Raw genomic sequence first — 21670 nt, 5'->3', positions numbered from 1 at the left:
GAAAACTTCCCTTACCCCGGTGGGGGTTCGGGGTGGGGAGGTTTTCATGAGAACTGCGCCGTCATCGGGTCGTCACGGGGTCATCCGCCGTGGAACGGTGGTGTCGGGTAGCACGGTGCCGGGGTGGCGTGGTCCGGGTCCAGGGCGTTGAGGACGTGGTGGGCGGCGATCGAGTCGAAGGCGATGCTCAGGTGGTCCGAGCCGACCAGCGGGCACTGCGCCTGCATCAGGATGTTGGTCACGCCGGGTCCGTTGAGGAACGCGGTCGTGTAGGGCGTGGCGATCTCGTCCCACTGCGTCTGGATCACCGTGTACCGCACCCCGGGCGCGGTCTCGCCGCCCTCGTTGAGGTCGGTGATGAACGGTGACCCGTCGACCTGCTGCGCCAGCGCCGGTCCGAGGCCGAGCCCGAGCAGCTCGGCGGCTCCGGGCAGCTTCGACAGGCCCAGCGCCGTCGAACCGTGGTTGCCGGGCGAGAGCCCGATCAGGTTCGCGACCTTGCCCTCCCCGCCCAGGTACTTGATGTAGTAGCGGGGCATCGTCCCGCCCTGCGAGTGGCCGATGACGTCCACTTCGGACGCTCCGGTGGCGGCCAGCACCTCGTCGACGAACGCGCTCAGCTCGGCCGCGGAGTTCTGGATGGGTCCGATCCCGCCGGTGCGCGAGGCGCCCGGTGCGCCGAGGTGGATCCCGTCCATCTGCCCGTAGTTCAGGGCGAACACGCAATAGCCCGCGTTGGCCAGCTGCGGCGACAGCGAGAACCAGTTGAACGTCATGTTCTCCATCGACCCGTGGACGAGGACGACGGGCCTGGAGTGCTCGGCGCTCGGACGGCAGGACCAGTCGTTGGCACCCGCCGGTGGGGTGTCGGGATGCGCCGCCGCGTGCGCCAGCGCCGCGGCCGAGGAGTGGATGACGGGCAGTTCTTCCTCGGGGTCCGCGCCTGCGGGCGCGGAGAGCACCAGCAGAGCGGCGACCACCAGTGCGCACGTCCGGAAAACGGTCACATCCAGTTCCTTCCACGAGGGGACGTCGGGAGGAGCGGCTCAGCCGGCGAGCGCCGCCACGGTCCGCGGAACAGCAGCATGATCGGCAGGAACACCAGCAGGCAGCCCAGCGACACCACCAGCCAGGTGCTCCAGCCCGCGACCGCCACCACCTGCGGCATCAGCAGCACGACGAGCACCGCCACCGCGCGGGTCAGGAACGAGAACACGCCCCACGCACCGCCTTGCAGCCGCGGGTCGACGTCCTCGGTGTTCTCCGAGTAGTTGGCCATCCAGGGCGCGTAGGCCGCGCCCATCCCGGCGCCGATGAGCGCTCCGGTGATCAGCAGCTCGGTCAGCGAGATCGAGCCGCGGCCGACCAGCACCACCAGGTAGCCGGTCATCACGGCGGCGACCGCGGTTCCGGCGGCGGTGAAGGGCTTGCGCAGCTGCACCCGGTCGGACCAGCGCCCGGCGAGCACGACGGTGCCGATGTTGAGCACCCAGAACACCGCCATCACCGCCGAGGCCTGCGAGAGGCTCAGCGCGAAGGTGTCGACCAGCATCTTCTGCCCGAACAGCGACAGCGTCAGGTACAGCACGAGCCACACCGAGATGCCGACGACGTGCGCCCACATCACCTTGTGCGCGAACAGGGTTCGCATCCCGACGGGTTCGGCCGCCGCGGCCTCGCCGAGCGCGCGGTGCTCGGTCTGCTGCACGCGGGCGCGCAGCTGCGGCGACAGGTCGGCGATGTTGAACGCGATGACCAGCGAGATCAGCAGCGACGTGGCGCCCATGATGAGGAACTGCGACTGCCAGGCGTTGTCGAACAGCGGCAGCGTGATCCCGGCGATCGCGGCGGCCATGAAGTTCGCACCGACCGGCCCCCAGGTCCAGAAGCCGAACGCCTGCGCGCGGCCCATGCGCGGCGAGAAGTCACGCACCAGCGGCGCGGTCGCGGCCACCACCACGCCGTCCAGCGCCGAGAGCACCGCGCGGACCGCCAGGAACTGTCCCGTCGTGCGGACCGCGGCCATCGCGAAGCAGCACAGCGCGGTCAGCAGCATCAGCGGGATGAGCACGCGGACGCGCCCGAAGCGGTCGGTGAGCCGGCCGCCGATCATCGAGGCGACCGCGCCCGCGCACAGCGCGACGGCCGAGACGGTGCCGTAGGTGACCAGGCTGATGCCGAGGTCGTCCAGCAGCAGCGGCAGCACCGGGGCGATCTGGGCCTCGTAGGAGGCGATGAGGCTGGCCAGCACGGCCATGATCAGGATGCGCCTGCGGCGCGATCCGGTCGGGTATTCCGTCAGTTCACGCGCCCACGAGAGCCCCATTGCTCCGCCTTCCGGGTCGAGACCGGTTGTGCGCGAGTTGTGCGGTTGATCCCGTGCAGCCTCAGCAGTCGCACCCGGAAAGTCAAGGTCCGGATCATCCATTCCGCCCGATCGGCAGGGGTGCCGAGGCGCGTTCGAGCGCCGACACTGGAGGCAGCGGGGCCGCTCGCCGGGCGGTGACATCGGGTGTTCGCACGTCTAGCATCCGATTCGCCACGACGAAGTGCATTCACATTTCTGAAGCGAGGGTGATCGGGTTGTCGTCGCCGACCTTGGACCAGCTGGGTTTCCGCCTGCACGCCGAGGACTCCGTCCTCATCGCGCGGCAGGACATCGAGCCCGGCACCTACTCCGGACTCGAGATCACGAACACCGTGCCGCGCGGGCACAAGGTCGCCACCGACGCCATCGCCGAGGGCGCCGCGGTGCGCAAGTACGGGCAGATCATCGGCTTCGCCTCCCGCGACATCGCCGCGGGCGAGCACGTGCACACCCACAACGTCGACTACCACGAGTTCCAACGCGAGCACGCCTTCGGCGCCGACGCCACCCCCACCGAGTTCGTGCCCGAGGACCAGCGGGCGACCTTCCAGGGCTTCGTGCGACCCGACGGCCGGGTCGGCACCCGCAACTACCTCGCCGTGCTGACCTCGGTGAACTGCTCGGCGACGGCCGCGAAGATGATCGCCCGCCGGGTCGAGGCCTCCGGCGTCCTCGACGACTACCCCAACGTCGACGGCATCTGCCCGCTCACCCACACCCTCGGCTGCGGGCACAGCGGGCGCGGCAACGAGGGCTTCGAGGTGCTGCGCCGCGCCCTGCAGGGCTACGCCGGGCACCCCAACATCGCCGGGCTGCTGGTGCTGGGCCTGGGCTGCGAGGTCAACCAGGTCCGCTCGCTCACCGAAGACCTCAAGCTGCCCGACGGCACACCGGTGCACGCGATGACCATCCAGGAGTTCGGCGGCACCAAGAAGACCGTCGCCGAGGGCGTCCGCCGCATCGAGGAGATGCTGCCGCTGGCCAACGCCCACGAGCGGCAGACCGTCGGGGCCGACAAGCTGATCCTGGCGATGGAGTGCGGCGGCTCGGACGCCTACTCGGGCATCACCGCCAACCCGGCGCTGGGCGCGGCGGCGGACCTGCTGATCCGGCACGGCGGCACGGCGGTGTTCGGCGAGACCACCGAGATCTACGGCGCCGAGCACCTGCTGACCCGGCGCGCGGTCAGCCGCGAGGTCGGCGAGAAGCTGGTGGACCGGATCGGCTGGTGGGAGAAGCACGTCCAGGCCGACGGCAGCTCGATCAACAACAACCCCTCACCCGGCAACAAGGCGGGCGGGCTCACCACGATCCTGGAGAAGTCGCTGGGCGCGGCCGCCAAGGGCGGCACCACGAACCTGGTGGACGTGCTGCAGTACGCCGAGCCGATCACCGAGCGCGGGCTGATGTTCATGGACACGCCCGGCTACGACCCGGTCAACGCCACGGGCCTGATCGCCGGTGGCGCGCAGCTGCTGTGCTTCACCACCGGGCGCGGCTCGGCGTTCGGCTGCAAGCCGGCGCCGAGCATCAAGCTCGCCACGAACACCCCGCTCTACGAGCGGATGACCGACGACATGGACATCAACTGCGGGGTCATCGCCGACGGCGAGGCGACGGTGGAGCAGATGGGCGAGCAGATCTTCCAGCACATCCTGCGCGTGGCCTCCGGCGAGGAGACCAAGAGCGAGGAACTCGGCTACGGCGAAGAGGAATTCGTCCCGTGGCACCTGTCCACCGTGCTGTGACGCGCGAAGGGCGGTTCCGCCACCCCAGGTTGGCGGAACCGCCCTTCATTCCCCCTCAATCAGGCCGCTACGGGCTTGCGGACCTCCAGGTCCCAGCGGTGGCGGTGCAGCAGCACCGGTACCTGCTCGCCGCGCTGCTCGGCGGCGAAGACCGCCGCGCGAGCCCGGCGCCACCACACCCAGGTGCGCGAGGCGCCGAAGAGCACCATGGCCACCAGCGCCAGCATCGCCACCCGGTACTCCGAACCGCCGGGCATCGCCTCGAACGCGTCGAGCACCAGGCCGACCGCGAGCACGCCCAGCGCGGTGGCCGAGTGCCCGCCCGCGTTGGCCACGCCGGTGGCGGTGCCGACCTGGCTCAGCGCGTTGTAGTCGCGCACCAGGGCGAAGGCCACCGACGACACCGGACCGCCGAGGGCGAAGATCAGGAACGCCACCGCGATCACCGCCAGCGGCGGGTGTCCCTGCGGCCAGGCCAGCAGCGCCACCCACGACAGCAGGTTGATGCTCAGGTAGCCCATGACCAGCCACATCCGGCACTCCGGGCGCTTGCCGATCAGCGCGCCGACCACCGGGCCGCCCACGACCTGGCCGATGATCAGCAGGCTCAGCAGCACGCTCGCCGACGACGCCGCCACGCCCAGCCCGTCCACCAGGTACGGGAAGCCCCACAGCAGGGTCAGCGCACCGGAGACGAACATCGTGCAGAAGTGCGTCCAGAACGCCAGCCGCGTCCCGGGCACCGACCACGCGGTGCGCACCTGCGCCAGCACCGCTCCCCCGCTCTTGGGTGCCGACGCCTTCGGGGTGGTGTCCCGCACGACCGAGACCGTCACCGCCGCGTAGGCCAGCGTCAGCGCGCCGACCAGCAGGAACGTCGGCGTCCAGCCGAGCGCGCGCAGCGCCGCGGCCAGCGGGAACGTGGCCGCGACACCACCCAGCGCCCCCAGCGCGCTGGAAATGGTGGCCACCAGGGCGTAGCGGCGCGCCGAGAAGTACGACGCCACCAGCCGCAGGATGCTCACCCACATCAACGCATCGCCCAGGCCCAGCACGCCGCGTGCGGCCAGCCCCATCGCGTACGTGTCGGCCAGCGCGAACAGCGCCTGGCCGGTCCCCAGCAACAACACCGCCGCGGTGATCACCCGGCGTGCGCCGAAGCGATCCACCAGCAAGCCGGTGGGAATCTGCATGCCGGCGTAGATGCCGACCTGCAGCACCGTGAACGCGCTGAGCGCGGCCGGTCCGACGTCGAACCGGTCGAGCGCCTGCGTTCCGGCAACCCCCAGGCTGCCCCTGTGAAATACCGCGGCGAGGTAGGCGACCACCGCCGCGCTCCAGATCCACCATGCCCGACTCTCCGGTCGGTCGGCAGCCACGAATGCCCTCCCGTGTTCTCCATGTCAACAACGCCCTGCGAACGCTTACTCATCCGTTACTTCGCTTCGCGGAGCGTCAGGGTTAGCCATTCCGCGAGTGGACTGCACCACATGCTCCACAGTGGACGTTCGTGGAAGCGAGTCTTGGCCCCAGCGCGACGCTCGCTTAGCCTCGACCCGGGCACCCGCGTCGCGGCGGGCCTCGACGCATCGAAAACACCGGCGTGCCAAGGCACCAGGTGGGATGGAGTGCGATGGACGGCAACACGGCACCGATTCCGGCGATCCACCGCATGCTGCACCCGAGGTCGATCGCGGTGCTGGGCGCGTCGAACAACCCCGTCAAGCTCTCCGGTCGCGCCATCGCGCTGATGAAGCGCTTCGGCTACGCGGGCAGGCTGCTGCCGATCAACCCGGTGCGCGCGCGGGTGCAGGACCTGCCGGCGTTCCCGTCGCTGGCCGACACCGACGGCGAGATCGACCTGGCGATGATCATGCTCCCGGCGGATCAGGTCGTCGACACCGTCCGCGCGTGCGCCGCGCGCGGCATCCCGGCGGCGATCGTCGGGGCGGCCGGTTTCGCCGAGCTCGACGAGACCGGCGCCGAGCTCCAGCGGCAGCTCACCGAGGTCGTCGCCGAGACCGGCATCCGGTTGCTCGGCCCGAACTGCCTGGGCATGTTCAGCCTCAGGGACCGGGCGATGCCCACCTTCACCTCGGCGATGGACGGCGACTTCCGGTTGCGCGAGGGGTCGCTGGCGTTCGTCAGCCAGAGCGGCGCGTTCGGCACGTTCATCTTCTCCGCCGCGCAGCACGCCGGGATCGGCATCTCGCACTTCCTCAACACCGGCAACGAAGCAGACCTGTCGGTGGGCGAGGTGCTGGGCGGGCTGGTCGAGCTCAACGAGGTGCGGGTGCTCATGGCCTACCTGGAGGGCGTGCACGACGGCCGCGAGCTGATGACCGTCGCACGCCGGGCGCACGAGCTGGACAAGCCGATCCTGGCGGTCAAGGTGGGCCGCTCGGAGGCGGGCGCCCGCGCGGCCGCCTCGCACACGGCGTCGCTGGCCGGTGAGGACGCGGTCTTCGACGGCGTGGCCCGGCAGTTCGGGCTGGTGCGGCTCGACGGAATGGACGAGCTGCTCGACGCCGGGATGATCTTCTCCGACGGGCGCCGCACCCGGGGCAGGCGCCTGACAACGCTGTCGCTGTCCGGCGGCGCCGGGGTGCTGATGGCCGACTCGGCCGCCCGCCACGGCCTGCACGTGGACCCGTGGGAACCGGAGTGGCAGCAGGAGATGGCCGAGGTGCTGCCCGCGTTCGGTTCCCCGCGCAACCCGGTGGACCTGACGGCGAACCTGATCAGCGACCCGGCGATGCTGCGGCGCGCCCTGGAGATCGCGGTGCGCCACCCGGGTTCGGACATGATCGCGGTGCTGCTGGGCAACGCCGACCACGCCGCCGACGAGCTCATCAGCGCCATCGAGCAGGCCTACCGGGGGACCGACCGGCCGCTGGTCGTGGTGTGGACGGGCGGCAGCGGTCGTCCGCGGGAGTGGTTGCGGGAGCTGGGAATCCCGTGCTTCACCGACCCGGGTCGCGCGGCCGCGGCGCTCGGCGCGCTGGCCGACTACAGCCTGCGGCCGGGCCCGCCGACCCCGCAGCGCCCGCACGACGTCGACGAGCGCGCGGTGCGCGCGATCCTGTGTGAGGCCCGCGATCGCGGTCGCACGCAGCTCGACGAGCACGAGTCCAGCAGGCTCATCGCCGCCTACGGGGTGCCGTGCGCGGGCGCGTTCCCCGCCGGGGACCCGGAGAGCGCGCTCACCGCCGCCCGCGAGCTGGGCACCCCGGTGGCGGTGAAGCTGCTCTCGCGCGACGTCGGCCACAAGTCCGATGTCGGCGGCGTGCGCCTGAACCTCACCACCGAGGGCGAGATCCGCGCCGCGGCCGAGGACCTGCTGCACCTCGCCCCGGACGCGCGGCTGCTCGTGCAGCGGATGTCCACCGGCACCGAGCTGATCGTCGGCATCAAGCGCGACCCGGCGTTCGGCCCGGTCGTCGTGGTCGGTCTCGGCGGTGTCCTGGTCGAGGTCCTCGCCGACAGCCGGGTCGGTCCCGCGCCCCTGGATCCCGCCTCAGCGAAACGACTCCTGCTGTCGCTGCGCGGCAAGGCCGTCCTCGGCGGGGTCCGGGGGCAACCGCCCCGCGACCTCGACGCGGCGGCCGACGCCATCGCCCGCCTCTCCTGGCTCGCCCACGACTTGTCCGAGGACCTCGCGGAACTCGACGTGAACCCGCTCCTGCTCGACGAGAGCGGAGCCGTCGCGGTCGACTGCCTGGCGGTGCTCAGCTGAGGCGGAGTCCGTTGATGATGGTGGTGATGAGCCGCTGGGCTCGGGTGTCCCACTCGGCTTCGGGGATCTTGGCGAGGCCGCCGAGGAGCAGGATGACGTCGGCCGCGTCGACGTCCTCTCGGATCTCGCCGGCCTGGACACCTCGGTCCAGCAAGGCTTGGAGGGCTTGGTCGGGGCGTTGGTGCTGGCCGGAGTGCAGTTCGCGCCAGGCCGAGGCCTCGATCGCCGCCATGACTCCCCGCTTGACCCGGGTGTAGTCCACCAGGCGCTCCAGCCAGAGGGTGAACGCCTGCAGCGGCGGGTGCTCGGCAAGCAGCGGGGTCGCGGCGTCCACGAGGTGGGTGAGCTCGTGGCGGTAGACCTCGCCCAGCAGGTCCTCGCGAGTCGGGAAGTGCCGGTAGAGCGTGCCCTGCCCGACCCCGGCCGCCTTCGCGACCCGGTGCAGCTTCAACTCCTCCGGCGCACCGTTGGCCCTGCTCAGCTCGGTGCGCGCCGCCTCAACGATCCGGTCGCGGTTGGCGACCGCATCTGATCGGAGTTCACGCTCCGCCACGGGATTCACCTCTGCTTCTCACACAAGCGGACAACTGTCCGGTACTGTGGTGGTTAAACGGACAGTTGTCAGGTTAGAGGGAGAGCAGCGCCATGAGCGGAGTGGACGGCAAGATCGTCGCCATCACCGGGGCCAGCAGCGGCATCGGCGAGGCCGCGGCACGGGAACTCGCCCGCCGAGGCGCCGCGGTCGTGCTCGGCGCGCGGCGCACCGACCGGCTGGACGCGCTCGCCGAGAGCATCCGCGCCGACGGCGGCCGGGCCGAGGCCCTGGACGTCGACGTCACGCGGCGCGATGACCTCGACCGGCTCGTGGCGCGGTCGGTCGAGCGATTCGGACGGCTCGACGTCCTGGTCGCCAACGCCGGGATCGCGCGCATCGCCCCCGTCGGCGATCTCGACGTCGACGACTGGGACGCCATGATCGACGTCAACCTGCGCGGCGTCCTGCACGGCATCGCCGCCGCGCTGCCGGTGTTCCGGGAGCAGGGCCGAGGCCACCTCGTCACCACCGTGTCGACCTCGGGACTGAAGATCGTGCCGGGTCAAGCCGTGTACGCGGGCACCAAGAACGCCGTGCGCACGGCATTGGAGGCGCTGCGCCAGGAATCCACCGACGGCGTCCTGCGCACGACGTCGATCTCGCCCGGTTTCGTGCGCACCGAACTCGTCGACCACGTCACCGACCCCGAGCAGCGCGCGCAGGTCCAGCGGACCATGTCCGAACTCGGCATCGCCCCGGAGGCCGTGGCGCGCGCCATCGCCTTCGCCATCGAGCAACCCGACGACGTCGAGATCGGCGACCTGACCATCCGCCCCACGACGCAGGGCTAGTCGCGCGGGGGTTCGTCGAGTTCTTCGAGGATCTTGTTGGTGTGACTGCCGATTCCCGGGATCGGGTCCATGCGGGGTTCTCGGCCCGCGACCGTGATCGGCGGGAGCAGGGCGCGCAGCGGGCCCGCCGGGGAGTCGACCTCGCGCCAGCGGTCGCGCGCGGCCAGCTGCGGGTGGTCGGCGAACTCGGCCATGCTGCGCATCCGGGCGTTGGCGATGCCCACCTCCTCCAGGCGCGTCTCGATCTCCTCGCCGGTCATCGAGGCGAACACCGACTCGATGGCTTCCTGCAGCTCGGCGCCGTTGTCGACGCGCTTGGGGTTGGCGTCGAAGCGCGGGTCCGCCGCCAGCTCCGGGCGTTGCAGGACGTCCTCGCAGAAGCGCACCCACTCCCGCTCGTTCTGCACGCCCAGGAACACCTGCGTCCCGTCGCCCGCCGCGAACGGGCCGTACGGGGCGATGGCGGCGTGCCGGGCGCCCGAGCGGCGCGGGGCCCGGCCGCCGTAGGTGGCGTAGTAGTACGGGAAACCCATCCACTCGGCGAGCGCGTCGAACAGCGACACCTCGAAAGCGCTGCCCAGCCCGGTGCGTTCGCGCTCGTAGAGCGCGCTGAGCACACCACTGAAGGCGTACATGCCGCCGGCGATGTCGGCGGTGGAGATGCCGGTCTTGGCGGGCTCCTCGCCACCGGTGATCGACACCAACCCTGTCTCGCACTGCACCAGCAGGTCGTAGGCCTTCTTCTTCTCGTACGGACCCGAGCTGCCGTAGCCGGACAGGTCGCAGACGATCAGCCGCGGGTCGCGCTCCCGCAGCCGCTCGGCGCCCAGACCCAGCCGGGCGGCGGCGCCCGGGGCGAGGTTCTGCACGAACACGTCGGCCTTGGCCAGCAGCTTGTCCATCACCCGCTGGTCGCCGGGGTCCTTGAGGTCGAGCGCGATGCTCTCCTTGCTGCGGTTGATCCACACGAAGTGGCTGGACAACCCGTTGACGGCGGTGTCGTAGCCGCGCGCGAAGTCACCCGACGGCCGCTCCACCTTGATCACCCTGGCGCCGAGATCGGCGAGCTGCCGGGTCGCGAACGGGGCCGCGACGGCCTGCTCCAGCGACACCACGGTCACGCCTTCCAACGGCAGCATCCGCCCACCCCGTTCTCGCCCGGCCTCCGCCGCAGCGTCGCCGCTCGGTCAGCGCGTGTCAACGCGGCGTTACGTCTTTTGACCGTTCGAATTCTCTATTGACCGGTCAATTGAGCCGGAGCTAGATTCCGTCCATGACGACCCCGGCGTACCTGCGCATCCGCACCGAACTGGAGCAGCGGATCCGCTCGGGTGCGCTGCTGCCCGGCAGCAAGCTGCCCACCGAGGCGGAGCTGCGCGAGCAGTACTCGGTCAGCCGCGCCACCGCGCAGCGAGTGCTGTCCGAGCTGGCCCAGGCCGGGCTGGTGGAACGGCACCGGCGGCGCGGAACGTTCGTCGCCGAGGGCGCGCGGCAGGAGAACCTGCTGCGCATGGTCAACCCCGTGCTGCAGGGCCCGGAGATCCCCGGGCGGCACGCGGTGGACTCCGCTGCGGTCATCCCGGCGCGCGACGCCGACGTCGAGATGCCCGGGGTGGACGACGACGCGCCGGTGACGCAGCTGCGCCGGCTCAAGTTCGACGTCGACGACAACCCCATCGCCGTCGAACTCTCCGCGGTCCCGTTCTCGCTGGCACCACGACTGCTCGACGAGGACCTGGACCACCTGACCGTGCACGACTACTTCTCCCGCAACGGAATTCCCGCGGCCAAGTCCCGCGTCTACATCGACCCGGTGGTGCTCGACGACGACACCGCGTCCCGGCTGCGACTCCCCGCCGGGCAGGCCGTGATCCGGCTGCGCCGCCTCACCTGGCTCACCGACGGCTCCCTCGCCGAAGCCATGTGGCACATCATCCGACCCGACCTCGTCGAGTTCTTCATCGAGCACAGCGTCCTGTCCACGCAGGACTGACTTCCCTCCCCCGCAACCGGTTCCGCCGAGGAACCGCCAGTTCAGCCTGCCCGGAAAACCCCTGGAGGAGCGTTTCATGACTCGCGTCGCGGTGATCGGAACCGGTGTCATCGGTGCCATGACGACGTGGCGGCTCGCGCTGCGCGGCGCCGAGGTGCTGGCCTTCGACGCCTACGGCCCCGGGCACGACCGGGGCGCCTCGGCCGGTGAATCCCGGATCTTCCGCACCGCCTACAAGGAAGGCGCGGCCTACGTGCCGCTGCTGCAGCGCGCCGAAGCGCTGTGGCGCGACCTGGAACGCGACGCCGGGGCGGACCTGCTCACGCTGTGCGGCGGGCTGACGATCGGCGCGCCGGACAACCCCGACGTCGCGGCCGTGCGCCGCTGCGCCGAGGAGGCCGGGCTCGACCACGAGGTCCTCGACACCGCGCAGGCCCGGAAGCGGTTCCCGCAGCACCGGATCGACGACGGCGAGATCATGGTGCTCGACCCGGCCGCGGGCGTGCTCCGCCCCGAGCCCTCGGTGCAGGCGGCGCTGCGCTCGGCCGAGGAGGCAGGCGCCCGCGTGCTGCCCTACCACCCGGTCACCGACGCCGTGGAAACCGCGGACGGGTGGCGGATCACCAGCAACGGCACCGCTTTCGACGTCGATCACGTGATCTTCGCGCCCGGCCCGTGGGCGCGTCAGCTCGCTCCGCTGCGCTCGCTGCCGGTGGAGGCCCGGTTGATCACGGCCTACTGGTTCGCCGCGCGCGACGTCGCCGCGCACACCCCGGATGCGCTGCCGATCGCCATCCGCAGGCACCCCGAGGCCGGGTTCTCCTGCTTCCCCGCGCTCGACGGCGCCGCGATCAAGATCGTGCCGCACCACCTCGGCTGGCCCGATCTGAACGGGCCCGACGCGCTCCCGCGCAGCTCCGCGCCCGAGCACGCCCGGGCGGCCTCGGCCGCCGCCGCGCGGCTGCTGCCCGGCGTGACGCCGCACCCGATCCGGGTCGGCACCTTCGCCGAGGGCTTCACCCCCGACGAGCACGCGCTGCTCGGCCCGCTGCCCGGCCACCGCCGGGCCACCGTGATGACCGGCTTCTCCGGTCACGGCTTCAAGCTCGCCCCCGCCTTCGGCGAGATCGGCGCCGACCTCGCGCTCGACGGCGGGACCGCGCACGACGTCGCCGCGCTCTCCCCCACCCGTTTCCCGCTGTGAACCCCCTCGTCGTGAGCCCGCTGGAGGCCCCATGCTCACCGGTTCCACCGGCCAGATCGCCGGAATCATCATCGCAAGCCTGCTGGTCGTCGGTTTCGGCATCGGCATGTCCGTCTACTTCGGACGCAAGGCGAAGAACTCCGAGGACTGGTTGTCCGCAGGGGAATCGCTCCCGCTGATCGTCGTCATCATCACCCAGTTCGCCACCGCCACCGGTGGCGGCGTGCTCATCGCGCACGTCGGCATCGGCTACCGGTCCGGCTGGTCGGTGTTCCTCTACGAGGGATGCGTGCTGGTCGGGTTCCTGGTGCTGACGTGGATCGCGAAGTGGCTGCGCGAGCAGCGCTTCACCACGGTTCCCGACATCATCACCCGGCTCTTCGGCCGCAACCGGGTCGCCATCGCGATCGCCGCGCTGGCCGCGCTGGTGGTCCCCTTCGGCTGGCTGGCCACCCAGTTCGTCGCCTTCGCGCAGCTCTTCGGGCAGCTCACCGGGGTGTCGCCGACCGCGCTGATCCTGGTGATCATGGTCGCGTCGCTGCTGTTCGTGCTGCCCGGCGGACTGACCTCCGTCGCCTGGACGGACTTCGTGTTCGGCCTGTTCATGATCGTCATGTCGCTGGGCGTGGCCGCCTACGCCGTCCACCTCGCGGGCGGCTGGGGCCAGATCACCGCGAGCGTCCCGCGACAGCTGTGGGGCTGGGAGGGCCTCACCGCCGCGGGCTGGGACCAGATCTGGCTGTGGGTCGCGGCGATCCTGCCGGGCACCCTGACCAACCAGCTCTACTACCAGCGCGTCTTCGCCACCAAGAAGGTCGCCGACGCCCGCCGCGGACTGGGGCTGTCCGGGCTGACGATGCTCATCGGCGGCCTCTACGCCGGGTGCATCGGGCTGTCGGTGCACGCGATGAACCCGCGCCTGGAGAACGAGGAGGAGGCCGCCGGGTGGCTGCTCACCCAGCTGCCGACCTGGCTGGTGATCGTCTTCGGCGCGTTCCTGGTGTCCACGATCGTCTCCACCACCGGAGCCGCGCTGCAGTCGGTGGTGGCCAACCTGACCCGCGACGTCTACCAGAACATCGCGGGCAAGCAGGCCGGTGAGCGCAAGACCGTGGCGCTGTCGCGGATGATCACCGTCGGGGTGTCGGTGCTGGCGGCCGTGCTGGCGATCCTGTTCCCGAAGGCCCTGACCTGGCTGGTCGCGACCTACGCCTACTCGGCGGCGGCGCTGGCCGCGCCGATCTTCCTCGGTTACCTGCTCCACCGGCGGCGCCGGCTGACCCCGACTGCCGCCATCGCCGGCATGGTCGCGGGCATCCTCGGGTGCGCGGTCGCGCAGCTGGCCGACACCACCGTGCCCTACGCCGTCTACGGCATCGCGGTCTCGGCCGCCGCCGTGCTGGCCACCGCTCTGCTCACCCCCGCCCGTCCCGCCGTCGAGAACGAAATGGTTGACGCATGAAGATCGCAGTGATCGGACTCGGCGTCCTGGGTGCGGCCACCGCCCGCTCCCTGGCGCTGGCCGGTGCCGAGGTGACCGTGTTCGAACGCACCGCGCCGCTGGCCGGGACCTCGAACACCTCGTTCGCCTGGGTGAACTCGCACAACAAGAACCCGCGCCCGTACCACGATCTCAACGTGGCGGGCATGGCCGAGCACACCGCCCTGGCCGCCGACCCGGGGCGCTGCGCCCCTTGGCTGACGCTGGGCGGCAACCTCGAGTGGGCCGGCGATCCGGAGGGCACCGAGCGGCTGGCCGCGTCGGTGCGCGAGCTGGAGAACCGCGAGTACCCGGTGGAGTGGATCGGCCCGTCGCGGGCCCGGGAACTGGTGCCGGACCTGCGGGTTCCCGAGGGCGTCCAGGACATCGCGCACTACCCCACCGAGGGCCACCTGATCCCCGCGCTGCTGCTCGCGCGGCTGTGGGGCGAGGCCCGCGAGCGGGGAGCCGAGCTGCGCTGCCCGGCCGAGGTCGTCTCGGTGTCCGAGACCGCCGACGGCGTGCGGATCGCCCTGGCCGACGGCGAGACCGCCTCGGCCGACGCGGTGGTGTTCGCCGCCGGGCGGTGGACCGAGGCGCTCACCGAGACCACGGGGCACCGGGTGGCGATGGCCGACCCGGACGCCGCGGGGTCGGCGACCGTCGGCCTGCTGGGCTACACGACACCGCTGCCGACCCGGTTGGACGCGGTGCTGACCACGCCGTCGCTGAACGTGCGCCCCGACGGCGGCGGCCGGTTGGTGGTGCAGGGGCTGGACCTGGACGCCGACGCGGACCCGGCGAATCCGCCCGCTGCGGACGGGTTCCACGCGCGGGAGCTGTGCCGGAGGCTCGACGGGCTGCTGGCGGGGACCTCCGGTGCCGCGCTGGAGTCGATCCGGGTCGGGCAGCGATCGATGCCCGGCGACGGGCTGACCGTCGCCGGTTTCCTCGGCGGCGGCGAGCGGATCTACGTGCTGGCCACGCACAGCGGGGTCACGCTCGGTCCGCTGCTGGGGCGGCTGGCCGCCGGTGAACTGGTCCGAGGTGACACGGCTTCGGAACTCTCGGCTTTCCGGCCGGACCGGCTGGTGGGCCGAGAGTCGTTGCCGCCCTTGGAAAAAGCCCGGTTCGCGGGACAGCAGTGACGCAGCGATGGTGAAACTCTTTCACTGCCAACCGGTTTCGGAGCGTCACCGCACGGATCACCCCATCCAGCGATCGCCATTCGCTCGCATTTTCGAATCTGCGGCCGCACAATGGGCACATGAGTTCGATGACGCTGACGCCGCTCCCGACACCGCTCCCGACACCGACACCGCCCGCCGCGGACGATTCCCCGCGACCCGGCAGGACGACACGACATTCCGACCACCGGCAGGAGATCCGGGATCTGATCCCCAGACCTCGGGGACGCGAACCCAGATCCGGCCCGAGCAGATGAGCCGCCCGGGGCCGGTCGCCGCAGCGACCGGTCCCCCCGGCACGCCCCTGCGGAGCACGACTGCTGCTTGACAACTCAAGAGTGGGAAAACAGCTCAGCCGAGGTGGCGGCGCAGGAAGTCCAGCGTCCGCGTCCAGGCCAACCGGGCCGAATCCTCGTGGTACGAGGAGGGGTTCCGGTCGTTGAAGAACGCGTGCCCGGCCCCGTAGACGTGGATCTGGGGGTGGACGTCGGTCTGCTTCTTGATCTGGTCCGCCACCTCGCCGACGGCGTCCACCGTGACGCCGCGGTCGTACTCGCCGAAGTGGCCGAGCATCGGCGCCGTCATCGCCGAGAAGTCCGTCTCCACCGGCGGAATCCCGTAGAACGGCACGACGGCGCCGATGCGGTCACCTTGCTGAGCGGCCAGGACCAGGGCGAACTTCCCGCCCATGCAGAAGCCGACGGCGCCGACCGACGAACCGGTCACCATGTCGTGGCCGAGCAGGTGGTCGACCGCACCGGCCAGATCGCGCGCGGCCTGCTCGACCGGGAGCTCCTGCATCATGCGGGCGGCTTCCTGGGGGTCGTGCGTGGTGCGGCCGCCGTAGAGGTCGGGGGCCAGCGCCACGAACCCCTCGGCGGCGAAGCGGTTCACGACGTCGGCGACGTGGTCGGTCAGCCCCCACCACTCCTGGATCACCACCAGACCGGGGCCGGGCCGCTCCGGGGTCGCCAGGTACCCGTGGGCGGTCCGGCCGTTGCTGGCGAAGCTGACGTTCTGGTGCGGGTTCGTCACGCGCGTGCTCCTTCGTCCCGGGTGACCGTTCGACGGGGCCGTTCGAGCCCGCACCATGATCCCGCCGCGAACCGCTGATCGCAGCCCTCAGCCGAGGGGCATGTGGAAGATCTCCCAGTGGTGTCCGTCCGGGTCGTCGAAGTTGGAGCCGTACATCGGGCCCTCCTCCATCACCTCACCGATGCGCGGTGATCCGGCGGCGCGGGCCTTGGCGACCATCTCGTCGACCTGCTCGCGCGAGTCGGCCGACAGGGCGGTGATGACCTCGGTGGTCCTGGTCGCGTCGGCGACGTCCTTGGTGGTGAAGGACTTGAAGAACGGTTCGACCAGCAGCATGGCGTAGGCGTCCTCGCTGATCACCATGCAGGTGGCGTTCTCGTCGGTGAAGTTCTCGTCGAAGGTGAACCCCAGCGCGGTGAAGAACCGCACCGACCGGTCCAGGTCCTTCACGGGCAGGTTGACGAAGGTCTTCATGGTCATGACCGATCACTCCAATTCGGGAGAGCTTTCCGCGGCACCGACCGAGCCGGGCTCGGCCGATCGGGTCAGGCCTTGGCGAGGGCCCGGACGGTGTCGCGCCGGGCCCAGGCGATGAGCACGAACACCAGGCAGAGGACCAGCGGCGCCAAGGCCACCTCCGGGGCGCCGAGCGGGAAGATCTGCGCCAGCACCGCACCGACCATGACCAGGGCGAGGCCGATCGCCGCGAGCCCGCACAGCCTCGGGATCAACAGCCCGATGGCGCCGAGGAGTTCGACGGCGCCGGTGAAGTAGCGGAACCACTGGCCGAAGCCGATCAGGTCGAACATCTGGATCGCGACCGGGTCGCCGAGCAGCTTCGGCACCGAGGCGAACACGAAGAACGCCGCCAGCAGCACCTGCAGCACCCAGAGCCCGATGCCGACCGCCCGCCGGGGCGAGGTCGCGGCTCCGCTCGCACTCGTAGTCATCCGATGCACCCTTCCCAAGCGCCGTCGAGGTTCGAACGCAGGTATCGACTCCTCGGGCGCCGGAAACTCATCGGTCGCCCGACGGCGTGAGCGGATCGGGACGCCTCGGGGGTGATGAGGGGGTGCGGCCGGTCAGTCCACCAGCTGGTCGAGGACCGCGGTGAACACGTCGCGGTCGACGGTGACCGGGTCCTGGGCGAGCCAGTGCCCGATGTCCTTGACGAACTGCGCCGGGGTCATCGGCACCACCTGGTCGCCGTGCTGTTCGACGGTGGTGATGTCACCGGCCCTGCTGGGGTAGATCAGCACGGCGCCGCGCACCTCGACCTCGGGCAGCAGGTCCTCGAAGGTCGCCACGCCCTCGTTCAGGCGGGTCACGCCGCCGCGGAACGGGTGCCCGTTGCGCCACAGCTCGCCGTTCTCATCGGTCGTGTAGTGCCCGGGCAGCCAGCTCTTGGACTCCAGCAGCACCAGCCGGCGCCCGCACAACACGGCGTGGTGGACGTCCTCGTAGTCCGAGTCCGGCGAGGCCAGGCCGTGGAACACCCGCACGCCGGGCAACCGGATGAGGTACTTGGCGCACAGCTCGGCGGTGAGCAGCTGGGCGCGCTCGTGCTGGATGTCGGGCAGCCCGAAGATGCGCTGGTCGCCGAACTCGGCGGTGAACATCCGGTGCTCGCGGTGGGCGCAGATGTGCTTGCGCAGCAGGACGACGATCACGACCCCGGAGGCGATGAGCAGCCCCAGCCAGGTCGCCCTGAGCGCCGCGTTGAGCTCCACGGCCATCCCCGCCAGCAGCAGCAACGACCAGGCGCCGACCAGCGCCAGCGTCGGCCACCGGTCCGGCCCCAGCACCGGCAGGTACTGCACCCGCGCCTGCGGGTCGACGACGTCCCACCAGGCCAGGTCGTCGAGCCGCACCCGGGGCATCCGGGGCACGTAGTCGGGATCCTCGCCGAGGTCGCTGCCGGGGCGCCGGCTGCCGCCCGGCCGCCGGGAACGCTGGGCCGCCGCCTTGGCCTCGGCCTTCCGGCGCCGGGAGCTGTCGTAGGACGCGCGGCGCGCCGGGTCGGTGAGGGTCTCGTAGGCCTCCTGCAGGAGCAGGAACGCGTTGTCGTTCCCGCCCACGTCGGGATGCATGGTGCGGGCGAGCGTCCGGTACGCCGATTTGATCTCGACCGGTGTGGCGTCGCTCCCCACGCCGAGGAGTTCGTAGTAGTCGACCCCGCGCACTACCCTCCCCGCCTCCCGGACCGCGCGGCAACAACGAGCTGCAATGACAAGCCCGGTCATGATAGGACGCGCAGCGAGATCAAGATCAACCGACTGGCCGGATTTCACCCCAGCGCCACCCGTCCGAACGGGCTCGGACACGAAAAACCCGCTGACCTGCCTGGCCAGCGGGCTCTTCCACGCGGATGACCGAGACGGCGTTGGCCGTCCCTCCCTTTTGGCCATCCGGGAGCCGGGCGCGGTCCTGGATGGCGCCTGGGACCGGCTCGGCCTGCTGTGCGGTGCACGACCGCGTAAGTCCTGGTGGGATGCCCGGTGGAACGGGGTCCGCCCGGCATCGCCGTCCACCATAGCCGATCGTGGCGGCGTTGTGGGGCACATCTGGCCCCGCTTCGGTGAGCGGTTCCGCGCGCACCGGCGCTCGGGCCGCCCGGAGGCGACGATCGGCCTCGGGGCGTTCTTGACGCGATCTGATCCGGCGTGCATAGGATCGCCGGTCGAACCGCTGGGGGGAGGCTTTCGAATGGTCGCGGATCCGCTCGCCCCGGGCGTCTGGGGAGTGGTCGCCACCCCGTTCACCGAGTCCACACTGGACGTCGACGTGGCCTCGCTGGCCAAGCTGGTCGCGCACTACCACCGCATCGGCGTCACCGGGCTGACCGTGCTGGGCGTGTTCGGCGAGGCGGTGCGGCTGTCATCCGCCGAGAAGCGCGCGGTCCTCGAGGTCGTCGTGGACACCGTGGACCTGCCGGTCGTGGTGGGCGCCTCCAGCACCTCGCTGGCACCGGTCATCGAGGAGGTCGAGCTGGCCACCGACGTGGTCGGCGACCGGCTGGCCGGTGCGATGGTGCAGGTCAACACCGCTGACCCCGATCTGCTGGCGAGCCACCTCGGCGCGGTGCACGACGCGACCGGCGCCGGTCTGGTGGTCCAGGACTACCCGCTCATCACCGGCACCGCGATCAGCGCGCTGAACCTGGCCGAGGCCGTCGAGCAGGTCGAGTCGGTGGTGGCGATCAAGGCCGAGGCACCGCCCACTCCCCCGGCGATCGCGACGCTGACCGCGCGCACCGGGGTCCCGGTGTTCGGCGGGCTCGGCGGTGTCGGCCTGCTGGACGAGCTGGCCGCCGGCGCTGCGGGTGCGATGACCGGCTTCTCGTTCCCCGAGGGGCTGCAAGCCTGCGTGGACGCGTGGTGGCGCGGCGGCTACCAAGCCGCCCTGGAGGCCTACCTGCGGTACCTGCCGCTGGTGAACTTCGAAGCGCAGGCCCGCATCGGCCTGGCCATCCGCAAGGAGGCCCTGCGGCGCCGGGGCCTGATCAGCGACTCCGGGGTTCGGGCGCCCGCACCGGGCATGCCCGAAACCCTGGACAAGCAACTGGACCGGCACGTGGCGGCCGTGGAGAACATGAACGACCGGGAGAGCTGAATGGATCTGGGAATCGCCGGGCGCACCGCCCTGGTGTGCGCCTCGACGGGCGGTCTGGGTGAGGCGACGGCGCGGGCGCTGGCCGCTGAGGGAGCCCGCGTGGTGGTCTCCGGCCGTCGCGGTGAGCGAGCGCGTGCCATCGCCGCCGAGCTGCCGGAGGCGGTCGGCGTGGAGGTGGACCTGACCGCGCCCGGCGGTGCCGAGCACCTGCTGTCGGCGGCGCAGGACGCGCTGGGGCCGATCGACGTGCTGGTGCTCAACGGTCCGGGTCCGCGTCCGGCCACGGCCTCCGAGGTCGATCCGGAGTCGACGGCGGAGGCGGTGCAGAACCTGCTGCTGGTGCACCAGAAGCTGGTCGGCGGGGTGCTTCCGGGGATGCGCGAGCGCCGGTGGGGCCGGATCCTGGCGATCGCCTCCAGCGGTGTCGAAGCGCCGATTCCGAACCTCGCGCTGTCGAACATCGGTCGCAGCGCCCTGGCGGCCTACCTCAAGAGCCTGTCGATCGACGTGGCCGACGAGGGCGTCACCGCGAACCTGCTGCTGCCCGGCCGGATCGCCACCGACAGGCTGTCGGCGCTGGACAGCGCCGCGGCGGAGCGGGAGCGGCTGCCGATCGAGGAGGTCCGGGCCCGGGGCGAATCGGCGATCCCCGCCAAGCGCTACGGGCAACCGGCCGAGTTCGGGGCCACCGCGGCCTTCCTGTGCAGCGCGCACGCCTCCTACATCACCGGCACCGCGATCCGCTGCGACGGCGGCCTGGTCCCCACGCTCTGATCCCCGGGTCCTCTGGACCCGGAGCCGGGAACGCGGGTGCGGCGTGCCGCGCGGAACGACGGGATTTCTCCGCGCGGCACGCCTCGTTCCGCCACCGGGAGTGTCAGCCGGTGACGGAGTCCAGGGTCGGCAGGTACGCGTTGGCGTGCCCGTCGACGTTGGGGTGGAACGACTCCTGGATCGGGTTGCTGGGCCCGTTGATCCACTCCTCGGAGGAGCACACGCCGTGGCCGGAGAAGGCCTCGCGCGGGTCCGCGAAGGAGAACCCGGCGGCCGAGGCGCGGTCGGAGATCACCGAGGCGAGCTCGTCGGCGCCCTCGTTGATCCGCTGCCGCTTGTTCTCGGTGTAGAACGGGATTCCGCAGTCGCCCATCTCGTTGAGGCGCGGGTAGCCGACCACCACGACCTTCGCGTTGGGCGCGGCCTCGCGGATGTTGGCGTAGGTCGTGTCGAGCTTGGCGGGCAGCTCGTCCTGGGCCTTGGCGGTCGCCTCGCTGACAGCGCCGTCGCAGGCCTCGTCGGTGCCGGCCACGCACCGGGTGACGACGTCGACGAAGCCGATGTCGTTGCCACCGATGGAGATGGTGACCAGGGTCGTGTCGGCGCTGAGCGCACCGAGCTGGTCGGCGTTGACGTCGTCGGTCACCGCACCGGAGCAGGCGGCGAACTCGAAGGACGCGGCACCGTGCTCGTCGGCCCATAACTGCGGGTAGGCCTTGGGGCTTCGCAGGCAGTCCCCGCTGTCCTCGAAGTAGTCCCGGGTTCCGGTTCCCGAGGCGTAGGAATCGCCCAGGGCGACGTAGTTCTCAGCGGCGGAGGTCGTGGATCCGGAGTTCTTGGCGGAGAGCGAACCCGCCGCGAGGGAATCCGCGGCGAAGGCCGGGGCGGCCATGCTCGAGGCGACCGTGCACGCGGTCACCGCACCGATGAGGTACCTTGCGTGGCGCATGTTTTCCTCCGTTCGGAGCGCGAAAAGCCCCTTCATTCAAGGAACTCCGCGCCGGATTCAGGAGGAATTGGCGAATACCCGCCAGTAACCCCCATTCCCGGCACGCCGAACGAAGACGTGGTATCCGCCAACGGAACAATTCCGGGAATCGATTTCCCCGGATTTCCCACAGTCCGGCGCGCGCACGAGGCCGAGAGG

19 protein-coding genes are annotated in these 21670 nt (G+C 71.1%); 9 read left to right on the top strand and 10 right to left on the bottom strand.

All coding sequences use genetic code 11. The annotated features are described in order from the left end of the window. Window positions 1-80: 80 nt before the first annotated feature. Both BM424_RS22515 and BM424_RS22510 read right to left on the bottom strand, forming a co-directional pair. Window positions 81-1007: an esterase/lipase family protein gene (locus tag BM424_RS22515; protein ID WP_217649798.1), complete on the bottom strand. Its 927-nt coding sequence runs from the start codon at window positions 1005-1007 to the stop codon at window positions 81-83. Then, entirely contained in the window at window positions 1004-2326 is a 1323-nt protein-coding gene (locus BM424_RS22510) for an MFS transporter (RefSeq protein ID WP_175548215.1), read from the bottom strand. Before BM424_RS22510 ends, BM424_RS22515 begins: the two co-directional genes overlap by 4 nt. A 257-nt stretch (window positions 2327-2583) precedes the next feature. Between BM424_RS22510 and BM424_RS22505 the strand changes: the two genes are divergently transcribed. After that, the gene (locus BM424_RS22505; protein WP_093421963.1) at window positions 2584-4116 is read left to right on the top strand and encodes a UxaA family hydrolase; all 1533 of its coding nucleotides are present in this window, start codon (window positions 2584-2586) and stop codon (window positions 4114-4116) included. A gap of 59 nt (window positions 4117-4175) precedes the next feature. Here the strand turns inward: BM424_RS22505 and BM424_RS22500 are convergent, their stop codons facing one another. Further along, complete coding sequence (locus tag BM424_RS22500; protein ID WP_093421548.1) at window positions 4176-5495, bottom strand: MFS transporter; 1320 nt, start codon at window positions 5493-5495, stop codon at window positions 4176-4178. Between the two features lie 254 nt (window positions 5496-5749). Between BM424_RS22500 and BM424_RS22495 the strand changes: the two genes are divergently transcribed. Then, window positions 5750-7852 (top strand): acetate--CoA ligase family protein, encoded by a 2103-nt coding sequence (locus BM424_RS22495; protein WP_093421545.1) that lies wholly within the window; start codon window positions 5750-5752, stop codon window positions 7850-7852. On the opposite strand, the gene BM424_RS22490 is transcribed toward BM424_RS22495, so the two are convergent. Next, window positions 7845-8405, bottom strand: a complete 561-nt coding sequence (locus tag BM424_RS22490) for a TetR/AcrR family transcriptional regulator (RefSeq protein ID WP_093421543.1) — start codon at window positions 8403-8405, stop codon at window positions 7845-7847. The genes BM424_RS22495 and BM424_RS22490 overlap by 8 nt on opposite strands. A gap of 92 nt (window positions 8406-8497) precedes the next feature. Between BM424_RS22490 and BM424_RS22485 the strand changes: the two genes are divergently transcribed. After that, window positions 8498-9238, top strand: coding sequence for an SDR family oxidoreductase (locus tag BM424_RS22485; RefSeq protein ID WP_093421540.1), 741 nt, complete (start codon window positions 8498-8500; stop codon window positions 9236-9238). On the opposite strand, the gene BM424_RS22480 is transcribed toward BM424_RS22485, so the two are convergent. Further along, the gene (locus BM424_RS22480; RefSeq protein WP_093421538.1) at window positions 9235-10377 is read right to left on the bottom strand and encodes a CaiB/BaiF CoA transferase family protein; all 1143 of its coding nucleotides are present in this window, start codon (window positions 10375-10377) and stop codon (window positions 9235-9237) included. The genes BM424_RS22485 and BM424_RS22480 overlap by 4 nt on opposite strands. Before the next feature lie 134 nt (window positions 10378-10511). Between BM424_RS22480 and BM424_RS22475 the strand changes: the two genes are divergently transcribed. The 4 genes from BM424_RS22475 to BM424_RS22460 all read left to right on the top strand — a co-directional run bounded on the left by BM424_RS22475 (window position 10512) and on the right by BM424_RS22460 (window position 15063). Further along, window positions 10512-11231, top strand: a complete 720-nt coding sequence (locus tag BM424_RS22475; protein ID WP_093421536.1) for a GntR family transcriptional regulator — start codon at window positions 10512-10514, stop codon at window positions 11229-11231. 76 nt (window positions 11232-11307) lie between these two features. Then, window positions 11308-12435: an N-methyl-L-tryptophan oxidase gene (gene solA / locus BM424_RS22470; RefSeq protein WP_093421534.1), complete on the top strand. Its 1128-nt coding sequence runs from the start codon at window positions 11308-11310 to the stop codon at window positions 12433-12435. 31 nt (window positions 12436-12466) lie between these two features. After that, window positions 12467-13897, top strand: coding sequence for a sodium:solute symporter family protein (locus BM424_RS22465; protein ID WP_093421531.1), 1431 nt, complete (start codon window positions 12467-12469; stop codon window positions 13895-13897). After that, entirely contained in the window at window positions 13894-15063 is a 1170-nt protein-coding gene (locus tag BM424_RS22460; RefSeq protein ID WP_093421529.1) for an NAD(P)/FAD-dependent oxidoreductase, read from the top strand. The genes BM424_RS22465 and BM424_RS22460 overlap by 4 nt, the downstream gene beginning before the upstream one ends. Window positions 15064-15453: 390 nt before the next feature. Here the strand turns inward: BM424_RS22460 and BM424_RS22455 are convergent, their stop codons facing one another. The 4 genes from BM424_RS22455 to BM424_RS22440 all read right to left on the bottom strand — a co-directional run bounded on the left by BM424_RS22455 (window position 15454) and on the right by BM424_RS22440 (window position 18320). Beyond that, the gene (locus BM424_RS22455) at window positions 15454-16137 is read right to left on the bottom strand and encodes a dienelactone hydrolase family protein (protein WP_217649797.1); all 684 of its coding nucleotides are present in this window, start codon (window positions 16135-16137) and stop codon (window positions 15454-15456) included. An 87-nt stretch (window positions 16138-16224) separates the two neighbouring features. Further along, the gene (locus tag BM424_RS22450) at window positions 16225-16617 is read right to left on the bottom strand and encodes a VOC family protein (RefSeq protein ID WP_093421524.1); all 393 of its coding nucleotides are present in this window, start codon (window positions 16615-16617) and stop codon (window positions 16225-16227) included. A 65-nt stretch (window positions 16618-16682) separates the two neighbouring features. Next, window positions 16683-17087, bottom strand: coding sequence for a DoxX family protein (locus tag BM424_RS22445; RefSeq protein ID WP_093421521.1), 405 nt, complete (start codon window positions 17085-17087; stop codon window positions 16683-16685). 132 nt (window positions 17088-17219) lie between these two features. Beyond that, window positions 17220-18320: a J domain-containing protein gene (locus BM424_RS22440; RefSeq protein ID WP_093421519.1), complete on the bottom strand. Its 1101-nt coding sequence runs from the start codon at window positions 18318-18320 to the stop codon at window positions 17220-17222. Window positions 18321-18843: 523 nt separating this feature from the next. Between BM424_RS22440 and BM424_RS22435 the strand changes: the two genes are divergently transcribed. Further along, complete coding sequence (locus BM424_RS22435) at window positions 18844-19749, top strand: dihydrodipicolinate synthase family protein (RefSeq protein ID WP_093421516.1); 906 nt, start codon at window positions 18844-18846, stop codon at window positions 19747-19749. Next, window positions 19750-20523, top strand: a complete 774-nt coding sequence (locus tag BM424_RS22430; protein WP_093421514.1) for an SDR family oxidoreductase — start codon at window positions 19750-19752, stop codon at window positions 20521-20523. A 103-nt stretch (window positions 20524-20626) separates the two neighbouring features. Here BM424_RS22430 and BM424_RS22425 read toward each other — a convergent pair whose 3' ends face one another. Further along, the gene (locus tag BM424_RS22425; RefSeq protein ID WP_093421511.1) at window positions 20627-21472 is read right to left on the bottom strand and encodes an SGNH/GDSL hydrolase family protein; all 846 of its coding nucleotides are present in this window, start codon (window positions 21470-21472) and stop codon (window positions 20627-20629) included. Window positions 21473-21670 lie beyond the last annotated feature (198 nt).

The sequence above is a fragment of the Saccharopolyspora flava genome (assembly GCF_900116135.1).
GTDB classification, from domain to species: domain Bacteria; phylum Actinomycetota; class Actinomycetes; order Mycobacteriales; family Pseudonocardiaceae; genus Saccharopolyspora; species Saccharopolyspora flava.
This window is presented reverse-complemented; position numbering and strand designations above follow the sequence as displayed.